Origin of the sequence: Streptomyces sp. NPDC058239, assembly GCF_042882185.1 — a bacterium.
In the GTDB taxonomy this organism is placed as follows: Bacteria; Actinomycetota; Actinomycetes; order Streptomycetales; family Streptomycetaceae; genus Streptomyces.
In genome coordinates, this window is the sequence record NZ_JBHVWS010000016.1 from 1 (window position 1) to 16,869 (window position 16,869).

Annotated in this window: 12 protein-coding genes; 3 read left to right on the forward strand and 9 right to left on the reverse strand. The window is 68.6% G+C overall.

The window, feature by feature from the left end; translation table 11 throughout:
• Positions 1-129 precede the first annotated feature (129 nt).
• Positions 130-924: an SDR family NAD(P)-dependent oxidoreductase gene (locus ACFVYE_RS18975; protein ID WP_389606477.1), complete on the reverse strand. Its 795-nt coding sequence runs from the start codon at positions 922-924 to the stop codon at positions 130-132.
• 858 nt (positions 925-1,782) lie between these two features.
• Here ACFVYE_RS18975 and ACFVYE_RS18980 point away from each other — a divergent pair.
• Together ACFVYE_RS18980 and ACFVYE_RS18985 are read left to right on the forward strand one after the other, a co-directional pair.
• A complete protein-coding gene (locus tag ACFVYE_RS18980; protein WP_389606479.1) occupies positions 1,783-5,673 on the forward strand; it encodes a metallophosphoesterase in 3,891 nt (1,296 codons plus the stop codon).
• Positions 5,674-5,790: 117 nt separating this feature from the next.
• Entirely contained in the window at positions 5,791-6,987 is a 1,197-nt protein-coding gene (locus tag ACFVYE_RS18985) for a HupE/UreJ family protein (protein WP_389606481.1), read from the forward strand.
• A gap of 193 nt (positions 6,988-7,180) precedes the next feature.
• On the opposite strand, the gene ACFVYE_RS18990 is transcribed toward ACFVYE_RS18985, so the two are convergent.
• From ACFVYE_RS18990 to ACFVYE_RS19025, 8 genes are all read right to left on the reverse strand, one after another.
• Positions 7,181-7,945 carry an ABC transporter ATP-binding protein gene (locus tag ACFVYE_RS18990; RefSeq protein WP_389606483.1) on the reverse strand — a complete coding sequence of 255 codons (765 nt, stop codon included), beginning with the start codon at positions 7,943-7,945 and terminating at the stop codon, positions 7,181-7,183.
• Positions 7,942-8,742: an ATP-binding cassette domain-containing protein gene (locus tag ACFVYE_RS18995; RefSeq protein ID WP_383962181.1), complete on the reverse strand. Its 801-nt coding sequence runs from the start codon at positions 8,740-8,742 to the stop codon at positions 7,942-7,944. The genes ACFVYE_RS18990 and ACFVYE_RS18995 overlap by 4 nt, the downstream gene beginning before the upstream one ends.
• A complete protein-coding gene (locus ACFVYE_RS19000) occupies positions 8,739-9,566 on the reverse strand; it encodes an ABC transporter permease (protein ID WP_383962179.1) in 828 nt (275 codons plus the stop codon). Before ACFVYE_RS19000 ends, ACFVYE_RS18995 begins: the two co-directional genes overlap by 4 nt.
• A complete protein-coding gene (locus ACFVYE_RS19005) occupies positions 9,563-10,528 on the reverse strand; it encodes an ABC transporter permease (protein WP_389606486.1) in 966 nt (321 codons plus the stop codon). Before ACFVYE_RS19005 ends, ACFVYE_RS19000 begins: the two co-directional genes overlap by 4 nt.
• Positions 10,528-12,045, reverse strand: coding sequence for an ABC transporter substrate-binding protein (locus ACFVYE_RS19010; RefSeq protein ID WP_389606488.1), 1,518 nt, complete (start codon positions 12,043-12,045; stop codon positions 10,528-10,530). Before ACFVYE_RS19010 ends, ACFVYE_RS19005 begins: the two co-directional genes overlap by 1 nt.
• Positions 12,046-12,091: 46 nt before the next feature.
• Positions 12,092-12,832, reverse strand: a complete 741-nt coding sequence (locus ACFVYE_RS19015) for a DUF1684 domain-containing protein (RefSeq protein ID WP_389606490.1) — start codon at positions 12,830-12,832, stop codon at positions 12,092-12,094.
• A gap of 620 nt (positions 12,833-13,452) precedes the next feature.
• Positions 13,453-14,442: a pyridoxal-phosphate dependent enzyme gene (locus ACFVYE_RS19020; RefSeq protein ID WP_383962168.1), complete on the reverse strand. Its 990-nt coding sequence runs from the start codon at positions 14,440-14,442 to the stop codon at positions 13,453-13,455.
• A 490-nt stretch (positions 14,443-14,932) separates the two neighbouring features.
• Complete coding sequence (locus tag ACFVYE_RS19025; protein ID WP_389606492.1) at positions 14,933-15,631, reverse strand: HAD family hydrolase; 699 nt, start codon at positions 15,629-15,631, stop codon at positions 14,933-14,935.
• 549 nt (positions 15,632-16,180) lie between these two features.
• On the opposite strand from ACFVYE_RS19025, the gene ACFVYE_RS19030 reads away from it, so the two are divergent.
• Positions 16,181-16,855 carry a ScbR family autoregulator-binding transcription factor gene (locus ACFVYE_RS19030; protein WP_383962162.1) on the forward strand — a complete coding sequence of 225 codons (675 nt, stop codon included), beginning with the start codon at positions 16,181-16,183 and terminating at the stop codon, positions 16,853-16,855.
• Positions 16,856-16,869 lie beyond the last annotated feature (14 nt).

Sequence of the window (16,869 nt, forward strand, 5' to 3'; positions counted from 1 at the left end):
GTCAACTCCGCATACTGAGCCACAGACTCAGCCCCCACCCCACAAGCCAGGACCGGCACAGGCAGCAGCACCGCTGCCCACGCCGGTCCTTCGGCTTACTGATCAGGGTCTCCTGGCGTTCGTGACCTGTCAGGGGAGGATGGAGTCGACGTATCCACCGTCCGCGCGCAGGGCCCCGCCGGTCGTGGCGGATGCGAGGGCCGAGCTGAGATATACGGCCATGTTTGCAATCTCCTCAGGCTCGATCAGCCTCTGCAGGAGCGACTGAGGCCGGTGCTTGACCATGAACTCCCGCTGCGCTTCGTCCCAGGGAAGACCGGGGTCGACGAGTTCGTACACGAATTCCTCGACGCCTCCGGTGCGAGTCGGCCCGGCGACAATCGAGTTGACGGTGACTCCGGTCCCGGCGGCGTCCTTGGCGAAGCCCCGCGTGACGGCGAGCAGAGCAGTTTTCGACACGCCGTAGTGGACCATCTCCACCGGGGTGACCACCGCCGAATCGCTGGCGATGTTCAGGATTCGCCCCCAGGAGCGGTCCTTCATGGCCGGGAGGTAGGTGCGGATCATCCTGACGGCGGACAGGACATTCACGTCGAAGTACTGGCGCCACGCCTCGTCGCTGATCTCCAGGGCAGGGGCCGCCCCGAAGATGCCCAGATTGTTGACAAGGATGGCGACGTCCGGGGCCGCATCGGTGACCTGCCTGGCGCCGTCGTCGGTGGTGATGTCGCCGGGAGCGGCGATGAAGGCGTCACGGTCCGTCTCCTGCCGCAGTTCGCCGATGGCATCGTCCACGGACTGCCGGCGGCGTCCGTTGACGGCAACACGAGCCCCGGCGCTGGCCAGCCCTGCGGCAATGGCAAAGCCGATACCTTGCGTGGATCCGGTGACAAGTGCGGTCTTGCCGGTGAGATCGATGAGCACGGGTTTCTCCTGAGTCACGAGGTCGGTGCGGACGCGGCCCGTCGCTGCCGGTCGGTGCAACCGTGTTCGGATGCCGGGAGCAGGCGAGCGCGCGACGGGCGAATACATCCGCCTCGGTGCCGGCGGCGGTGAGTTCGAAGCCGAAGACGTCGAGGTTCTCGAGAACGCCCCCGGTCCCTGAGCAGGGCTCCCTGAGCGAGCGGGCTCCATGCCTCGGTGGCGGCGTGGCACTGGGAGAAGGCGCGCAGCTCGCTCCGCCGGAGCCGAGCGTGCGATCCGCAACCCAGCTGCGGCATTACGACGTTCTTGTTGAGCATGACGTTCGGGGTGGGAATGCTCATGGCGCTGATCCTTCCGCGTCCAGGATCAACAGCGGCCGCATGGCGCGTACAAGGGATCGGGAAAGACCCTGAAGGATGACGGCAGGCCTCCCGCGCGGGACATCTGCGGACTCCCGCACATCGATTGCGCACGCGGTGAGCCGCCCGGGACGCGGCCGGAGATTCAGCGGGCCGAAGCCGTCCCGGCCGAAGCCGTCCCGGCCGAAGCCGTCCCGGCCGAAGCCGTCCTCTGGGCTCGCCGCTGGGGTATGCCCTGGGACCGATGCTCGTGCAGCTGTTCCGGCCGTGGCCGCGGACGGGGATCCTTCCGCTGATGGTTCACAGGTGATTCAACTCCGTTCACCTGCGCCGCCCAGGATTCGCCATGGGCATGTCGTACATCTTCACGGCGTGCCCTTCACCTTGCGGCGATCAGGAAGGACGGCTGCTGATGCGGCCAGCAGAGCGGCGAACACGGCCGGGTGGCAGATCGGGCGGACGACGGCTCGCGGGGGTGGTTCTCACCGCGCTGCTCCTCGTGAGCGGCAACCTGACGACGGCGTACGCCGATACCGGTTCGGAGCAGCGCACACCAGGGCGGAGCGGGTCGGCGGGCGTCACGAGTCTGCCGGTCCTGACCCCGGGCGACGGGGCGTATCTGGAGGGCACGGAGAAGGCCGCGGCCACGCCGACGCTGGCCGGTGACTCCGTGACGGGGCTCACGGTCGACGGGAAGGCGATCGACGCCGAGCGGACGGTCGGGGTGTCCCGGCTCAGCTTCGACGTCGGGTCGAATTCGACGGAGGCCCGCTACCACAACCACGTGCTGGTCAACGGCGAGTACCGGGCCGACATCGGCGACCTCGTCAATGAGCGGGGCACGATCGAGATCCCGAACCAGCACCTGGTCAAGGGCGAGAACAAGATCGAGATCCTGGCCGGTACGGTCGACAGCTCGTGCGGCACCAATTACGACGACTTCGTGCTGTCCGACATCAGCCTGGACCTGCTCGGCGAGGTCGCGGACGGCGAGGAGAACGAGTACACGTACTCCTTCGGCGACGGCAGCTGCGGCTCCAACACCTCGCTGCTGACGAAGGCCACGCTCAGCTTCTTCGTACTGGGCGACCCGCAGGGCACCACCGGCCTCCGAGCCGATCTGGACACCACGAAGTTCGCCAACGGCGAGCACGCCCTCACCGCGAGGACCGCCTCGGGCAAGACCGTCAAGAACACCGTGACGGTGAACAACGCCCCGGCGGGCGCCCCCCGGCTGCTGCCCAAGGACGGCACGCTGGTGAAGGGCCCGCAGCCGGTGTTCGCGAACTTCCCGGCGGGCGCCGAGGGCGACGTCGAGTCGCTGACCGTGGACGGTGACGCGCCCGCCACCGATCCGCACCTCGGCAACGGCGCGGCGACCTTCTCCTTCGACGTCGGGTCGAACTCGATCGACGACCGGAACGACAACTACCTGCTCGTCAACGGCAAGCGCATCGACCTGGGCGGCACCTGGGTGAGTCAGCGCGTCGACATAGCGATCCCGGCGCGCCACCTGGTGCCCGGCGACAACACCATCACGGTCGTCACCAGCCCGTACAAGGAGAGCTGCGGCAACAACCGCGACGACTTCGACATCGCGCGGCTCGCCCTCACCCTCGACGGCGCGACCGTCACGGGCCAGGACATCGCGGACTCGTACGCCCTGGGCGACGGCACCTGCGGCAACAGCGACACCCGCCTGCGCGAAGTGGAACTGCACTACGCCATCGACGCCCCGGCCGTGCGAGTCTCCGACACTCTCGGATCCGGCAACGCGACCCTCGGCTTCACCGTGGGCAGCAACTCGATCGAGGCCCGCTACCAGAACCACATCCTGGTGAACGGTCAGAAGCTCGTGCTCGACAGCGACTTCGTCAGCCGGCAGGTCGATCTGACCTTCCCGAACGAGTGGCTCGTCCCCGGCTGGAACACGATCGACTTCGTCACCGGCACGTATCCGTCGTCGTGCGGCGACAACCGCGACGACTTCGCCCTCTCCGGCATCACCGTCACACCGGCGAACGGCACCGCCACCGGCCGCATGGTCAAGGGCTCGTACGGCTTCGGCGACGGCAACTGCGGCGACAACGTCAATCCGCTGACCGAGATCGACCTCGAGTTCTTCGTCGAGGGCCCGGCCCAGGGCCTCCGCGCAGACCTCGACACCACGAAGATCGACGACGGCAAGCACACCCTGGCCGCGACCTCGAAGACCGGCAGGACCGCGAACCGGGTCCTGGTGACCGACAACTCGGCGCCCCGGGTCTCCACCAGTACCCCCGCCGCCGGCCGGAGGATCACCGCGTCGGTCGTCCTCGACGTCCGGCTCGAGGACCTCTCCGGCGTGGTGAACGGCCCGGACGTGAAGCTCGACGGCAAACCGATCCAGCTCGGTGCCTTCGTGGGCCCCGGTCTGTCCGCCGGCGAGCACACGCTGTCGGTGTCCGGCACCGACAGCGTCGGCAACAGCGGCACACGCGAGGTGAAGTTCACCTCCGCCGGCATCCCGGACACCCCCGCCGACCTCACGCCGAAGTCCGGCACGACCGACGCGGGCAGCAGGGTCGAACTGTCGGCGAAGGTGGCCGAGCCCGACGGCGGCACGGTGAGCGCCACCTTCTCCGAGGCCGAGATCCTCACCCCCGACCAGGTGTACGAAGGCACGGCCGAGTCCGTTCCCACGACGCTCAAGGTCAAGGGCGAGAAGAAGGTGAAGGCCGACGGCCTCGCACCCGCCGACGGCAGGACGCTCGACGCGCCGGCCGCCGAGGACGTCACGTACCAGCGGTTCGACGTCCGGGTGAAGGGCCATGTCGACGCGCCGGTGCTGCGCTGGGAGGGCGTCATCGACCCCGAGCGGCTCGCCGCGCTGCGCGTGTGGAACACCGGGACGAAGCAGTGGGATGTCCTGACCAGCGCCCGCGGCGCCGCCGACGGCGACACCGTCCTGACCGCCGTGGTCGACCGCAAGTACGTCGACCGGCAGCGGGTCCACGTCATGGTGACCGGCGAGGACCCGTTCGCCGACGACATCGACGCCGGTGACCCGAACGGGTTCGCCGACCCCGACTCGTACGACTTCTCGATCGTCCACTACACCGACACGCAGTACCTCTCCGAGGGCGCGGTGGAACAGGAGACGCCCGAGGAGCGCGCGGTCTGGGAGAAGGCGTACGGCGACGTCTCGCGCTGGATCGCGGACAACAAGGACAAGCGCAAGATCGCGTACGTCGCCCACACCGGCGACATCATCGAGAACAACATCCGCAAGCCCGCCGACGAAGCCACCCGGCGCCAGGTCACCGGCGAGCTGGAGGTGTCCTCGAAGCAGCAGAAGATCCTGGACGACGCGGGTGTGCCGAACGGTGTGATCGCGGGCAACCACGACAACCAGTCCGGCACCGAGAACGGTCCGGACGCGATCTACAACCAGTACTACGGGCCCGAGCGTTACCAGGCGCTCTCGAAGGGCTGGGAGCACGCCGAGTACGGAGGCCCCTGGCGCGAGGGCGACAACCAGAACCACTACGATCTGTTCTCCGCCGGAGGCCTCGACTTCGTCGTGGTCGGCCTGTCCTACGGGGTGACGCGCGAGGAAGCCGAATGGGCCGACTCCGTCTTCAAACGCTACCCCGACCGCAACGGCATCCTGCTCTCGCACGACTACCTCGCCCCGAGCAGCAACCCCGACGGACGCGGCGCCAAGTTCTCCGCGCCGGACGGCTCGATGCTGTACAAGACGGTGGTCCAGGACAACCCCAACGTGTTCCTGATCCTCGCCGGTCATGAGCACGGCGTCGGCACCAACGTGAAGCCGAGGGTCGGCGAGGTCGGTCACGACGTCGTCGAGCTGCTCGCGGACTACCAGTTCTACACGGTGTCCGCGGACCGGCTCGGGCTCACCGAGATCGGCGGCTACCAGCCCGACGACCAGCTGCAGTTCGGCGCGAGCTTCTTCCGCATGCTCCAGTTCGACGTCGACCGGTCCGAGCTGACCGTGGACACCTACTCCCCGCTGCTCGACGAGTTCGGCGCCACCGAGTACGACACCGACCACCGTTACGACGGCACCGAGGACAACATGGTCCTCCCGATCGACCTCAGCACCCGCAAGACGACCTTCAAGACCGACTCACTGGCGCTCTACAACCCCGTGAGCGTCATCGGGAAGACCAAGGCCGGCTCCGGTGAGGTCGCCTCGGTGACCTGGAAGGGACTCAAGCCCGGCACGACCCACGCGTGGTTCGTCACGGCGCGCTCCACCGGCGGCGGCGTGACCGCCTCCGCGCCGAGCGCCTTCGTGACCAAGGACGCCCACGGCCGGCCCGGCACCTGGGGACCGGACGTGCCCGCCTACCCGTGGTTCACGTCGTCCGCCGACCGGCGGTGACCGGTTGACCCGCCGGTAGCACCTGTCCGGCACCCACGCCCGCCGTCCCGGACCCGAGCGGTCCGGGACGGCGGGCCCACCACTGCCCGGCCCTCGACAACGAGAACCGAGACCTCCATGCGCCCCGCCCCCTTGCCCCTGCCGGCGCCCCGGCACTCCTCCTGGCTGTCCCGGCTCCGGCAGCGCCGGCTGCCCGCCGCGCTTCTCACCACCGTCGCGGCCCTGGTGGCCGCGCTCGCCGCCGCCCTCGCCCACCCGGCCCCCGCCGCCGCGCACGACGCGACCTCGACCGCGTACGTCGAGGTGGAGGGCACCGGAGCCCGCGTCGAGGCGACCCTCGACCTCGAATACGACCTGCTCATGAAGTCGGCCTGGCTGTACGCCGATGCGTACGAGGCGAAGGACCGCGCGGAGCAGCTGCATCAGCTCGACACCCATGCCGAAGCGGTGACCGAGTACGTCACCGGACGCTTCGCCGTCACGCGCGACGGCACCTCCTGCACCCCCCGCCGCGTCGGCGACGCGGACGTCCGCACCCGCGGCACCCGGCCGTTCGCCGTCCTCGCCCTGGCCTACGACTGCGCGGGCGGCGCCGACGGCACTTACACCATCTCCAGCGCCCTGTTCCCCGACGCCGAGAGCTTCGTCCACAGCACGGAGACGATCGTCCACTACGACATCGACGGGCAGCGGGGCTCCCAGGTCCTGACGGCCACCGAACCGACCCTGGAGACCGGCGGACACCACGAGTCGCACCAGATCGTGGAGTTCTTCCTGCTCGGCACCGAGCACCTGCTGTTCGGCCTGGACCACATCTTCTTCCTGCTGTCGCTGCTCATCGGCGCCCGCGGCCTGCGCGACGTCGTCCTCACGGCGACCGCCTTCACGGCCGCGCACAGCGTCACGTTCCTGCTGGCGGCCACGGGCGTGGTGAACGCGCCGGGATCGGTCGTGGAGCCGGTCATCGCGGCCTCCATCGCCGTCGTGGCGCTCGCAGGCATTCTCCTGCGGGACCGGGAGGGGACCGGACGCTGGCGGCTGCCGGCCGTCTTCCTGTTCGGCCTCGTCCACGGTCTGGGCTTCGCGGGCGCGCTCGGCATCGACGAGAGCTGGTCCTGGGAGCTGCTGCTGTCGCTGCTGAGCTTCAACGTCGGCATCGAGGCGGTGCAGTTGGGCATCATCGCCGCAGTGTTCCCGCTGCTGGTACTCCTTCGCCGGACTCCCGCACACCGCTGGGCCCTGCCCGCGATGACCGCGCCCATCGTGATCGTCAGTCTGTACTGGTTCTGGGACCGGGTAGCAGTCGCGGCGTGACCCGGGTGTATTGATCACGGGCTTCGTCGACACCGATGGGCCTTGAACATGGCGAAGGCCTCCGGTGCGGTGAAGTTGTCCAGGAACACACCGCACGCCGGCAAGGAACTCGCCGACCGCCGACCGCCGCCGCGTGCTCGATACGGACCCGGACACCGAAGTGATCGAGTCGTCGGAGGCACGCACTCACCGGTCAGGCGGGCAGTCGCGGCACGCTTTCGACGAGGCGACGCGTGTACGGGTGCGCGGGAGCACCCAGCACCTGTGCGGTCTCGCCCTGTTCAACGATGTGGCCGCTCTCCAGGACGGCGGTGCGTTCGCACAGCGAGGCGACCACCGACAGGTCGTGGGAGACCATGACGAGAGTCAGGCCCTGCTTCTGCTTCAACTCGTTGAGCAGGTCGACGACCTTGACGCGAGTGGTGACGTCGAGCGCGCTGACGGGCTCGTCGGCGAGCAGCACTCGCGGGTCGCACACGGTCGCGCGGGCAATCGCGATGCGCTGGCGCTGGCCGCCGGAGAACTCGTGCGGATAGCGCTCGGCGGCGTCGGCCGGGAGTCCGACCCGTGCCAGGGCGTCGGCCACCTTGGGCCCGGCCGTGCTCCGGCTGTCGATGCCGAGGGAGCGCAGTGGTTCGGACACGATGCTGCCGACGCGCTGACGCGGGTCCAGCGACGAGTACGGGTCCTGGAAGACGCACTGCACACTGCGCCTGAAACGCCGTATCTGTTCGCTGTTGCGCGGTTTCAGCTCCTCGCCGTCGAACCGGACGGCGCCGGTGGTTGCCCGGGCGAGGCCGAGCAGCAGCCGCAGCAGAGTCGTCTTGCCCGCGCCCGATTCGCCGACGAGAGCGAGGCTCTGCCCGGTCTCGACGGTGAGGGAGATGTCCTCGACGACGGGCGCGGCGTGTCCTCGGTAACTGAAGGAGGCTCCGTTCAGCTCCAGTACGGGCGTCATCGCGCGCTCCTCAGGTCCAGAGCCGATTCCAGCTGCCGCGCGCTGTCCACCAGCGCCTTGGTGTACTCCTCACGCGGGGTGCGCACGATCTCGCGGACGTCGCCCTCCTCGACGGCGCGGCCGTCCTTCATGACCAGGACGCGGTCGGTGACCTTCGAGACGACCGCGAGGTCGTGGCTGACGAAGAGGACGGCCATGTCCCGCTCCCGTACGAGGGTGTCGAGCAGGTCGAGCATGTCGGACTGCACGGTGACGTCGAGGGCGGTGGTCGGCTCGTCCGCGATGAGCAGCTTCGGGTCGCAGGCCAGTGCCATGGCGAGTGCGACGCGCTGCCGCTGTCCGCCGGAGATCTCGTGCGGGAAGGCGCGGGCGATGCGGTCGGGCTCGGGCAGCCGTACCTGCTCCAGCGCTGCTACGACAGCCCGTTTCAGTTCGGCGCCCTTCAGCCCTCGTCTTCTGCTCAGCGGTTCGGCGATCTGCCTGCCGACGCGCATCAGCGGGTCGAGCGCGGTGAGTGGCTCCTGGAAGACGATGGCGGCGTCCCGGCCGCGCACACCCATGAGCTGTTTCTCGCTCGCGCCCACGATCTGGGTGCCGGCGAGCTCGGCGCTGCCGGTGGCCGTCATGCTGTCTGGCAGCAGGCCGAGCACGGCGAGAGTGGTCAGCGATTTCCCGGAGCCCGACTCTCCGATGAGGCCGAGTCGTTCGCCGGGGGCGATGGTCAGCGAGAGGCGGTCGACGAGGATGCGCCCGTCGGCCGTACGGATCGTGAGGTCGCGTACGTCGAGAATGTTCATGCGCGTCTCCGCCGGGCCGCAGGGTCGAGGGTGTCGCGCAGTCCGTCGGCGATGAGGTTCACGCCGATGACGAGCAGGACGAGAAGGATGCCGGGGGCCAGCGCGCCCGCCGGGGCCGTGGTGAAGGTGGCCTGTGCCTCCTGGAGCATGCGGCCCCACGAGGCGTTGGGTGGCGGCGCGCCCAGGCCCAGGTAGGACAGGCCGGCCTCGGCCAGCACCGCGAGCCCGAACTGGAGGGCCAGGTTCACCACGAGCGTCGGCCAGATGTTGGGCAGTACGTGCCCGGCCACGATCCGCGGCCACGACGTGCCCGATGTGCGCGCGGCCGTGATGTAGTCCTGTGCCAGGACGCGCTTGACCAGGATCCGCACCAGCCGTGCCACTACCGCGCTCTGCGCGAGGCCGATCGCCAGCACGGCGGACCCCAGCGTGGCCGAGCGGGCGGCGACGATGAGCATGGCCAGCAGCAGCGTCGGGAAGGCGATCAGGATGTCGAGGAACGCGGAGAGCGTGTCGTCGAGCCAGCCCTGCGCGAACGCGGCCAGCACGCCCAGCGCGCCACCGAGGGCGGCCGCGATGAGGACCGATCCCAGGCCCGCTTCGAAGGCGATACGGGAGCCGGTCATCAGTTGGGTGAACAGATCGCGGCCGAGCTTGTCGGTGCCGAGGAGGTGGCCCGCACCGGGGCCCGTGAGGCGTCCGCCGGATGTGTCGTCCGCGGCGTACGGGAGCCAGAAGAGCGATACCAGCGCAAGCACGGCGATCAGGCCGGCCAGCACACATCCGACGGTCAACGTGTACGAGCGCTTCGTCGACTGCTTCATCGGGCACCTCCCGAGAGCCTGCCGCGCAGCCGCGGATCGATGATCCGCTGTGCGAAGTCGGCCGCGAAGCCGATGATCAGCACCGTGAGCGTGGAGACGAACAGCACGCCCTGGATCACCGGATAGTCGTGCTGCGCGATGCCGGTCGCGAGCAGGGAGCCGAGGCCCGGCAGCGCATAGACGGACTCCACGACCACCGCGCCCAGCAGCGTGGACGCCAGCTCGATACCGAGGATCGAGATCACCGGTACGGAGGCGTTGCGCAGCCCGTGGCGCCACATGGCCTGTCCGAACGACGAGCCCAGGGCTCGCGCGGTGCGCAGGTAGTCGCTGCCCAGTACGTCGAGTGCGGCCGACCTGACGTAGCGGATCAGCGAGGCGCTCATCACGAGCGCGATGGTGATGACGGGCAGGGCGAGCGAGCGGATCGCCTCGACCGGCTGTGACCAGCCGTCCTGCGGGAAGCCGCCCGCGGGAAGCCAGCCGGCGTTCAGGGCGAAGACGGCTATGAGGATCATGCCGAGCCAGAACACGGGGACGGCGATGCCCAGTTGGGACACTCCGTTGAGCAGCGCGCCGTACCAGCTCCGGCGCCGGTGCGCGGCCACGAAGCCGACCGGAACGGCGATGAGCACCGCCAGGACGAACGCGGCCAGTGTGAGCGGGATGGTGACGTTCAGCCGAGCGGCGATCTCGGGCCCGACCGGCAGTGAGCTGACGAACGACGTACCGAGGTCACCGCTCGCCAACTGCCCGATCCAGTGGACGAACTGCTCGGGCAGCGGCTTGTCGGAGCCGATGGAGTGCCGCGCCGCCGCAATCTGCTCGGGGCTGGCGCCCACTGAGGTGAGCGCGTTGGCGGGGTCGCCCGGCAGCATCCGCAGCAGCGCGAACAGGACCACGCTCGCGAGCGCCAGCGACACCAGCAGGAAGGCCAGACGGCGCAGGAGATACCGGCCCATCAGCCCTTCTTGATGTCGTAGGCGAAGAACTGGGAGTTGAGGCCGTTGACCGGGTAGCCGGACAGCTTGCTGCTGGCCACGACGATCTGCGGGTACAGGTACAGCCAGTCGCCGGCGGCGTCCTCGGCGGTCTTGCGGTTGACCTTCTTCAGGAGTTCGGTCTGCTCAGCGGTGCTGGACGCCTGCTCGGCCTCATCGACCCACTGGGTGACCTGCTTGTTGTCGTAGCCCCAGTAGAAGTCGGGGTTGCCGTACCAGACCAGGTCGCGGTCATTGACGTGTTCCTGGAGCGTGGCCGTGAAGTCGTGGTTCTTGTAGACCTTCGTGTACCACTCGTCCGGCGTGATCGTGTTGATCTTGACGGTGATGCCGACCTTGGCGAGCTGGGACTTGATGAAGGTCGCGGCGGTCGGGTGCGGGTCGTAGTTCGGGGTGTCGAGGGTGAAGCTGAAGCCGTTCTCGTATCCGGCCTCGGCGAGCAGCTTCTTGGCGCGCGCGGTGTCGTACGCGTTGACCTTGGTGAGGTCCTCGTACCACGGGTCGGTGGGCGGCACCATGGAGCCGATGATCTTGCCGTAGCCGCCCCAGACCGACTCCAGCAGCTTCTTGTCGTCGATGGCGGAGGAGACGGCCTGGCGGACCTTGACGTCCGTGAAGGGCTTGGCCTTGTCGTTGAAGGCGAGCAGCAGCTTGGTCGTCGAGTCGCCGTCGTTGACCTTGTAGTTCTGGTTGCTCTTGAACTGGTCGAGGGAGTCGGGCGACTGCTCGCTCGTCACGACATCCACTGCGTTGGTCAGCAGCGCGTTGTTCAGCGCCGTGGCGTCCTTGTAGTAGTGGAAGACGACCTGCTTGTTGGCGGCAGCGTCGCCCCAGTAGCCGGCGAACCGGGCGAGGCTGAGAGCTGAGCCGCGGGTCCACTTGTTCAGCTTGTACGGGCCGGTGCCGTCCTCGGTCGTCTTGAGGCCCTTCGCGTCGGAGTTGATGATCCACACGTAGGAGAGGTTGTAGACGAAGGAGATCGACTTCTTCGAAAGCCGGACCTCCACCGTGCGCGGATCAGGCGTCTCGACGGACTTGATGACCTCGAGATTGCTCTTGCGCGCGGACTGCGAGTCCTTGGCTATCACCTTCTCCAGGCTGTACTTGACGTCCTGGCTGGTGAGCTTCTTGCCGCTGTGGAACTTCACACCGTCGCGCAGGGTGAAGGTGTACGTGAGTCCGTCGCCGCTGACCTTGTAGTCCTGGGCGAGCAGATTCTCGACCCTGCCGTCGTCGGTGAGCTTGAACAGCCCCTCGTACACGTTGCCGTTGAGTGCCTCGGTGACGCCCTGGCCGCCGCCAGCGGTGTTGTCGAGATTCTGCGGCTCGTAGAGCGAACCGATGTTGACTGTGGCGTTCTTGTCGGGCGCCCCTCCGGCGGCGCCGCCCGCGTTGGAGCCCCCGCCGCAGGCTGTGAGGGTCAGGGCGAGGGCGGTCGCGGTGGCTCCGCCGTACAGGGAAGTCTTCTTGATGCTCATGAGGAGTACGCGCTTTCGTGCTGCGAGGCGGGGAGTGCGGGGTTGATCAGTGCTGCGCGGGGAAGCCGTCGCGGAAGACGGGCCGCTTCTCTCCGGCCTCTACAGGCAGGTGGAAACGGTTCTGCCGCGGCGGCATCGGACAGTTGTACTGGTCGGAGAAGCCGCAGGGCGGCACGAAGGCACGGTTGAAGTCGAGCAGGACACGGCCCTCGCCGGTGTGGTCGACGAAGAGGAAGCGCCCGGCACCGTAGGTGATGTCGCCGTTGGTGGGGTCGCCGAAGACGAGCAGCAGGGTGCCGTCGTCATCGAAGGCGCTCAGTGTGTACTCCCGGCCGTCCAGAGTGAGCTCGATGTCGCCCGGCACGACGAGGTCACGGGTGCCGCCGTTGTCCCGGATGTGCTCGAACCCGACCCTCCTGGCACCCGACACCGGGGTGTAAGAGGCCTCCAGCACCCAGGCCGGGTCGTACGGGAAGACATCGGTGCGATCGAAGTTCTGGATCGCGGGGGACTGCGCGTCCCAGAAGCGGAGACCGTACTCGGGCTCGCCGGTGACGAAGTCGGTGCGCTCGACTGTGGTGACGGTCACAGAATCCGGCTGTCCGGCACGGGCCGCATCGAGGTCGGGGCGCTCACCGGCCGGGGCCCAGCGGGTCTCTACGAGGGCGAGATTTCCGGCGGCCGAGGTGACGGAGCGCCGCCGCCCGGCGCGCCAGGCCTCCCAGTCCCCGGCGGGATCGGTCGGCTGGTCGGGGGCTACGGCGGCGTGGGACACGGCGTTACTCATTCACGTAGACGTTCGTCGGCTGCCACGCCTCGAATGTCACGCTGCGTGAACTTCAACCCAAAGGACCTTCTTTATCTTTCATAAGGCGAGCTAATGTCAAATTTGGCTGAATAGTGAGACCGGGGCGGAGCCGGTGGCCCGAGCCGGCCGCCGGTGGCCGGGCGGCAGCACTCGGCCGAGCCGGGTGAGTGTAGGGCCGAGGCCTGCGCCGGAGAGGGTGGGGGGAGCCTGCTCGGCTCGGACCGGACCCGAGCGGGAGCCCACCCCCCGGGGAGTACCCGGCCGGTACCGGCCGGGTACGTTTCTCTCCGGCCCGCCGGGTGCTCGCCGTCCTTCGTGTGCAACGGAGCCCAGCCGGTGGAGCACAGCGAGCACACGAGCGACTTCATGGCCTTCTGACCGGGCTCAACCCCGGTGCGCGTTGCGCGAGATCTTCCAGGGCGACGAACCGGCAGCCACGTCGGCGGCGGTGACGCGAGGGACAAGGCCGATTCCGGCATCGTCGCGAAGGAGCTGAAGCGCAGCTTGACCGGTGCGCAAGAAGGTCCGCCTCGCGGAGGGCCGGACAGCCGGTTCCCGATGCCGTCGCGGCCCGTGGCAACGTGACGGTGACCTGCCGCCTACGGAGCTGAGAGCGTCAGAGCCTCCTCCAGTTTCGCCAGCGTTGCCGCGTGGCCGAAGAGACCTGGCATGCCGCCCGAATGCAGGAAGACCGTGCGCTGCCCGGGTACCACGTCGCCGTCCTCGACCGCCGCGATCAGGCCGGCCATCGCGCGTCCGGTGTAGATCGGGTCGAGCACGATGCCTTCGGTGCGGGCGGTCAGGGTGAGGGCGGCCGAGGCCGCTGCGGTCAATGTGCCGTATCCGTCGCCGACCTGATCGAGCCGCAGCCTCAACGTCTCCGGCTTGCAGAGTGTGCCGGACAGGCCGGAGGCCAGCTCGGACACGGTCCGGGCGGGATCGGTGACGGCACCGCAATGGATACCGAGCACGCGCGCGGAACCGAGCGGATCGAGGAGGCCGGCCATGGTTCCACCGGAGCCCACCGCGACGACGACGGTCGCCAGGTCGGGTGCCTGGACGAGGAGTTCACGCCCGCACTCGGCGTAACCGCGCGCGCCGAGCACACTGGAACCACCGAAGGGGATCAACGCCGGGACAGCGCCGCGCAGCCGCAGCTGCTCTGCCACCTGCTCGGCAGTGGAGCCGAGCGTCTCGTCGTCGACATCACCCGCCCACACGACCGTGGCGCCGAAGAGACCGTCGAGTGCGAGGTTGCCGGATGTCGACGATCCGGGCGCGCCGGCCAGCACGAGGACGACGTCGAGCCCCAGCCGGGCGCCGGCAGCGGCGGTCAGACGCGCGTGATTGCTCTGTGGCGCACCGGTGGTCACGAGGGCCGTGGCGCCGGCGGCGAGTGCTGCGCCGCAGGTCCACTCGAGTTTGCGTACCTTGTTTCCACCGCCGCCCAGGCCGGTGAGGTCGTCACGTTTGACCCACAGGTCACCCGCGCCGAGACCAATGGCCCGGGCCAGCCGTGGCATGGGCTCGAGAGGGGTCGGCCAGGTTCCGAGCACTGCTCGCTGCGAGGTACGGCTGTCCGAGGTCATCGCCACCACTCTTCGCCTGTGCTGCCGTCGTGTATGTCTTCGGGTCATGCTGCCACGGCGGCAACCGCGCCGACGCCGGACGCATTCGACGTCGGTGACGGTGCCTACGGCTCATGCACCCTCAGGTCGAGCGAAACGGACGGCTTCGATCCGCTCGCCCGAGCCGAAGTCACTGCCGTGAGGCCCGCTCGTGCCTGCGGGGCCGGACGGAGGGTCCGCACGCCGCCTCGGGACAACTCCCATTCGTCAAGGGCGGCCCCCGTCCGGCATGCATGGCGGCGGGTGAGGTCATCGGTGTGACGGAACCTCAGCAGCCGCACGCGTACGTCGGGATCGCGGGTGCGTCGGCGGCGCAGGGCTACCGGGTGCCCCGGTGTGAGCGCCGGGTCGAACAGTCGCCCGGTGTTCGCACCGGTGCATCCGCGCACGTGCGGACTGATACCGGTGGGTGGAGAGCGTGCGCGCAGATCTCGACGAGGTGCCCGGCACCTCATTCGCGGGGCGGCCCTGCCATGGCGATCCGGGTGTTGGCCCAGGCCACCAGCTTCGGGTCACTCAGGGTGCTGACCCATAAGTCGACCCGGTCCGCACCCCGGCCGGCAGGGCGGGGGCCGGCCCCCAGCACGCGCAGGCCGGCGCTACGCGCCGAGTCGATACCGGTGACGGAGTCCTCCACCGCCAGCGCGTCCTGCGGCTGCACGCCGCAGAGATCTGCCGCGGCGGCATAGACGTCCGGATGGGGCTTGGGCCGCAGTGTGCCGCCCGCGACGACGACATGGCCGAAGTGGCCCAGCAGTCCGGCCCGGTCCAGGCTGGACTCCACCATGTCCAGAGGGCAGTTGCTGGCAACCGCGAGTGGCAGATGGCGAGCGGCCAGACGGACCAGCGCTGCCGCGCCCGGCATGGTGACGGGGTCCGCGGCGACCAACGCCGTGAAGTGTCGGAGAAGTGAATGGGTCATATCGTCGGTGAGATCAGGTTTTCCGGTCGCCTCGGCCATGAGGCTCCCGCACTCGGTGTAGTGCACCCCCTTGGCTCGCTCGGCGAATCCGGCCGGGGGCTTGAGACCGAACTCTCTGAAGACTCTGTTGCGTGCGTCCTGCCAGTGGCGTTCGGTGTCCATCAGGGTTCCGTCGCAATCGAAGACGATCGCGGCCGGGGACCAGCCAAGGATGCGATGAGCTGTCATTTCTCTGCCGTTCTCGGAGAGTGTGCCGACCCCGTTCTGTCGCCGGGTTCGTGAGATGTCGGACTGCGGGAGAGATGCACTCGACGGTTCGGCCTGGGATGCCGAACGGTCTTTCCTGACGCGCGCGAAGGTGGTCGATGCTTCTGCGTGGGGCCCATCGCTCCGGACATCGTCCGTCTCATGAGTCGAGCCCGAAAACATCGTGGTCACTACGTTAATTTTGTCCGAAGAGGGACGCAATCACTCCTTCGGGTGTTTGACGGCAGGCCGGTCGCAGGTTAAACGCGAGGGACGGGGTGGCCGGTGCGCGGCTGCGGAGCGCCGCGAGACCGATCAACTGCCTTGTGACGTAGATCAGTTGATGCAAATGCTGCTGCAACGGACGCACGGGTGCGGTCCCGTTCGCGGAGTCATCGGGATCGGGTCGCAAATTTCACCGATGTCACCCACATGCACGCACGGTCGAAGAATAATAAAAGCTCCGCGGCCAGCGGCGAGTGCCGCCAACGCGCGGGCGCACTACCCCCCTGCATCAAACTCATTGCATGAATGAACGAAGGTGGAACATACGTGCAAGACAGGGCGAGAGCGACCCGGAGATCCCTACTGGAAGCGGCAGCACAACTTTTTGTCGAACAGGGATACGCAGGCACCAGCATCAACGACATAAGTGGCCGCTCGGGGAAGACCAGTGGAGCCATCTACTTTCACTACTCCAGCAAGGAAAAGCTCGCCCTGGCCGTCGTCGGTGAACAGTTCGCCGCATGGCCGCAATTGACCCAGCACTACACGGCCCCGGGCGTCCCGCCGCTCGAGAAGCTCGTCGCTCTGAGCTTTGAAATCGCCAGAGTCCTGCGCGAGGACGTCGTAGCCCGCGCCGGCGCCCGCCTGTGGGCCGAGCGCCGGGGCATCGACGCGCCCGTGCCCGCACCGTTTGCCGCCTGGACCGCGGCCGTCACGAGACTTCTGGCCGAGGCCCGGGCCAGGGGCGAACTTGCCGCGGGGGTCGAGCCGTCGGGCACCGCCACGACACTCGTGTGCGCGCTCTTCGGTCTGTACAGCCTCACCGACGAGGTGGCGGGGGAGCGAGAACTCGGGTCCCGGCTCGACCAGTGGTGGCTCCTGGTCCTGAACGCGCTGCAGGCGCGCCCCGACCCCGCCGCCCTGATCGCACGAGCGCGAGCATGGTTTCCTGTGAACGGCCCGCCCGCCCGGGCCGAGTGACAGTCCGACGCCCG

Excerpts from the sequence above, each read along its gene's own strand:
- ACFVYE_RS18995 (WP_383962181.1), bottom strand. The coding sequence starts at position 8,742 with ATGAACATTCTCGACGTACGCGACCTCACGATCCGTACGGCCGACGGG.
- ACFVYE_RS19000 (WP_383962179.1), bottom strand. The coding sequence starts at position 9,566 with ATGAAGCAGTCGACGAAGCGCTCGTACACGTTGACCGTCGGATGTGTG.
- ACFVYE_RS19015 (WP_389606490.1), bottom strand. The coding sequence starts at position 12,832 with ATGAGTAACGCCGTGTCCCACGCCGCCGTAGCCCCCGACCAGCCGACC.
- ACFVYE_RS19030 (WP_383962162.1), top strand. The coding sequence starts at position 16,181 with ATGAACGAAGGTGGAACATACGTGCAAGACAGGGCGAGAGCGACCCGG.
- ACFVYE_RS19020 (WP_383962168.1), bottom strand. The coding sequence starts at position 14,442 with ATGACCTCGGACAGCCGTACCTCGCAGCGAGCAGTGCTCGGAACCTGG.
- ACFVYE_RS18990 (WP_389606483.1), bottom strand. The coding sequence starts at position 7,945 with ATGACGCCCGTACTGGAGCTGAACGGAGCCTCCTTCAGTTACCGAGGA.
- ACFVYE_RS19010 (WP_389606488.1), bottom strand. The coding sequence starts at position 12,045 with ATGAGCATCAAGAAGACTTCCCTGTACGGCGGAGCCACCGCGACCGCC.
- ACFVYE_RS18985 (WP_389606481.1), top strand. The coding sequence starts at position 5,791 with ATGCGCCCCGCCCCCTTGCCCCTGCCGGCGCCCCGGCACTCCTCCTGG.
- ACFVYE_RS19005 (WP_389606486.1), bottom strand. The coding sequence starts at position 10,528 with ATGGGCCGGTATCTCCTGCGCCGTCTGGCCTTCCTGCTGGTGTCGCTG.
- ACFVYE_RS19025 (WP_389606492.1), bottom strand. The coding sequence starts at position 15,631 with ATGACAGCTCATCGCATCCTTGGCTGGTCCCCGGCCGCGATCGTCTTC.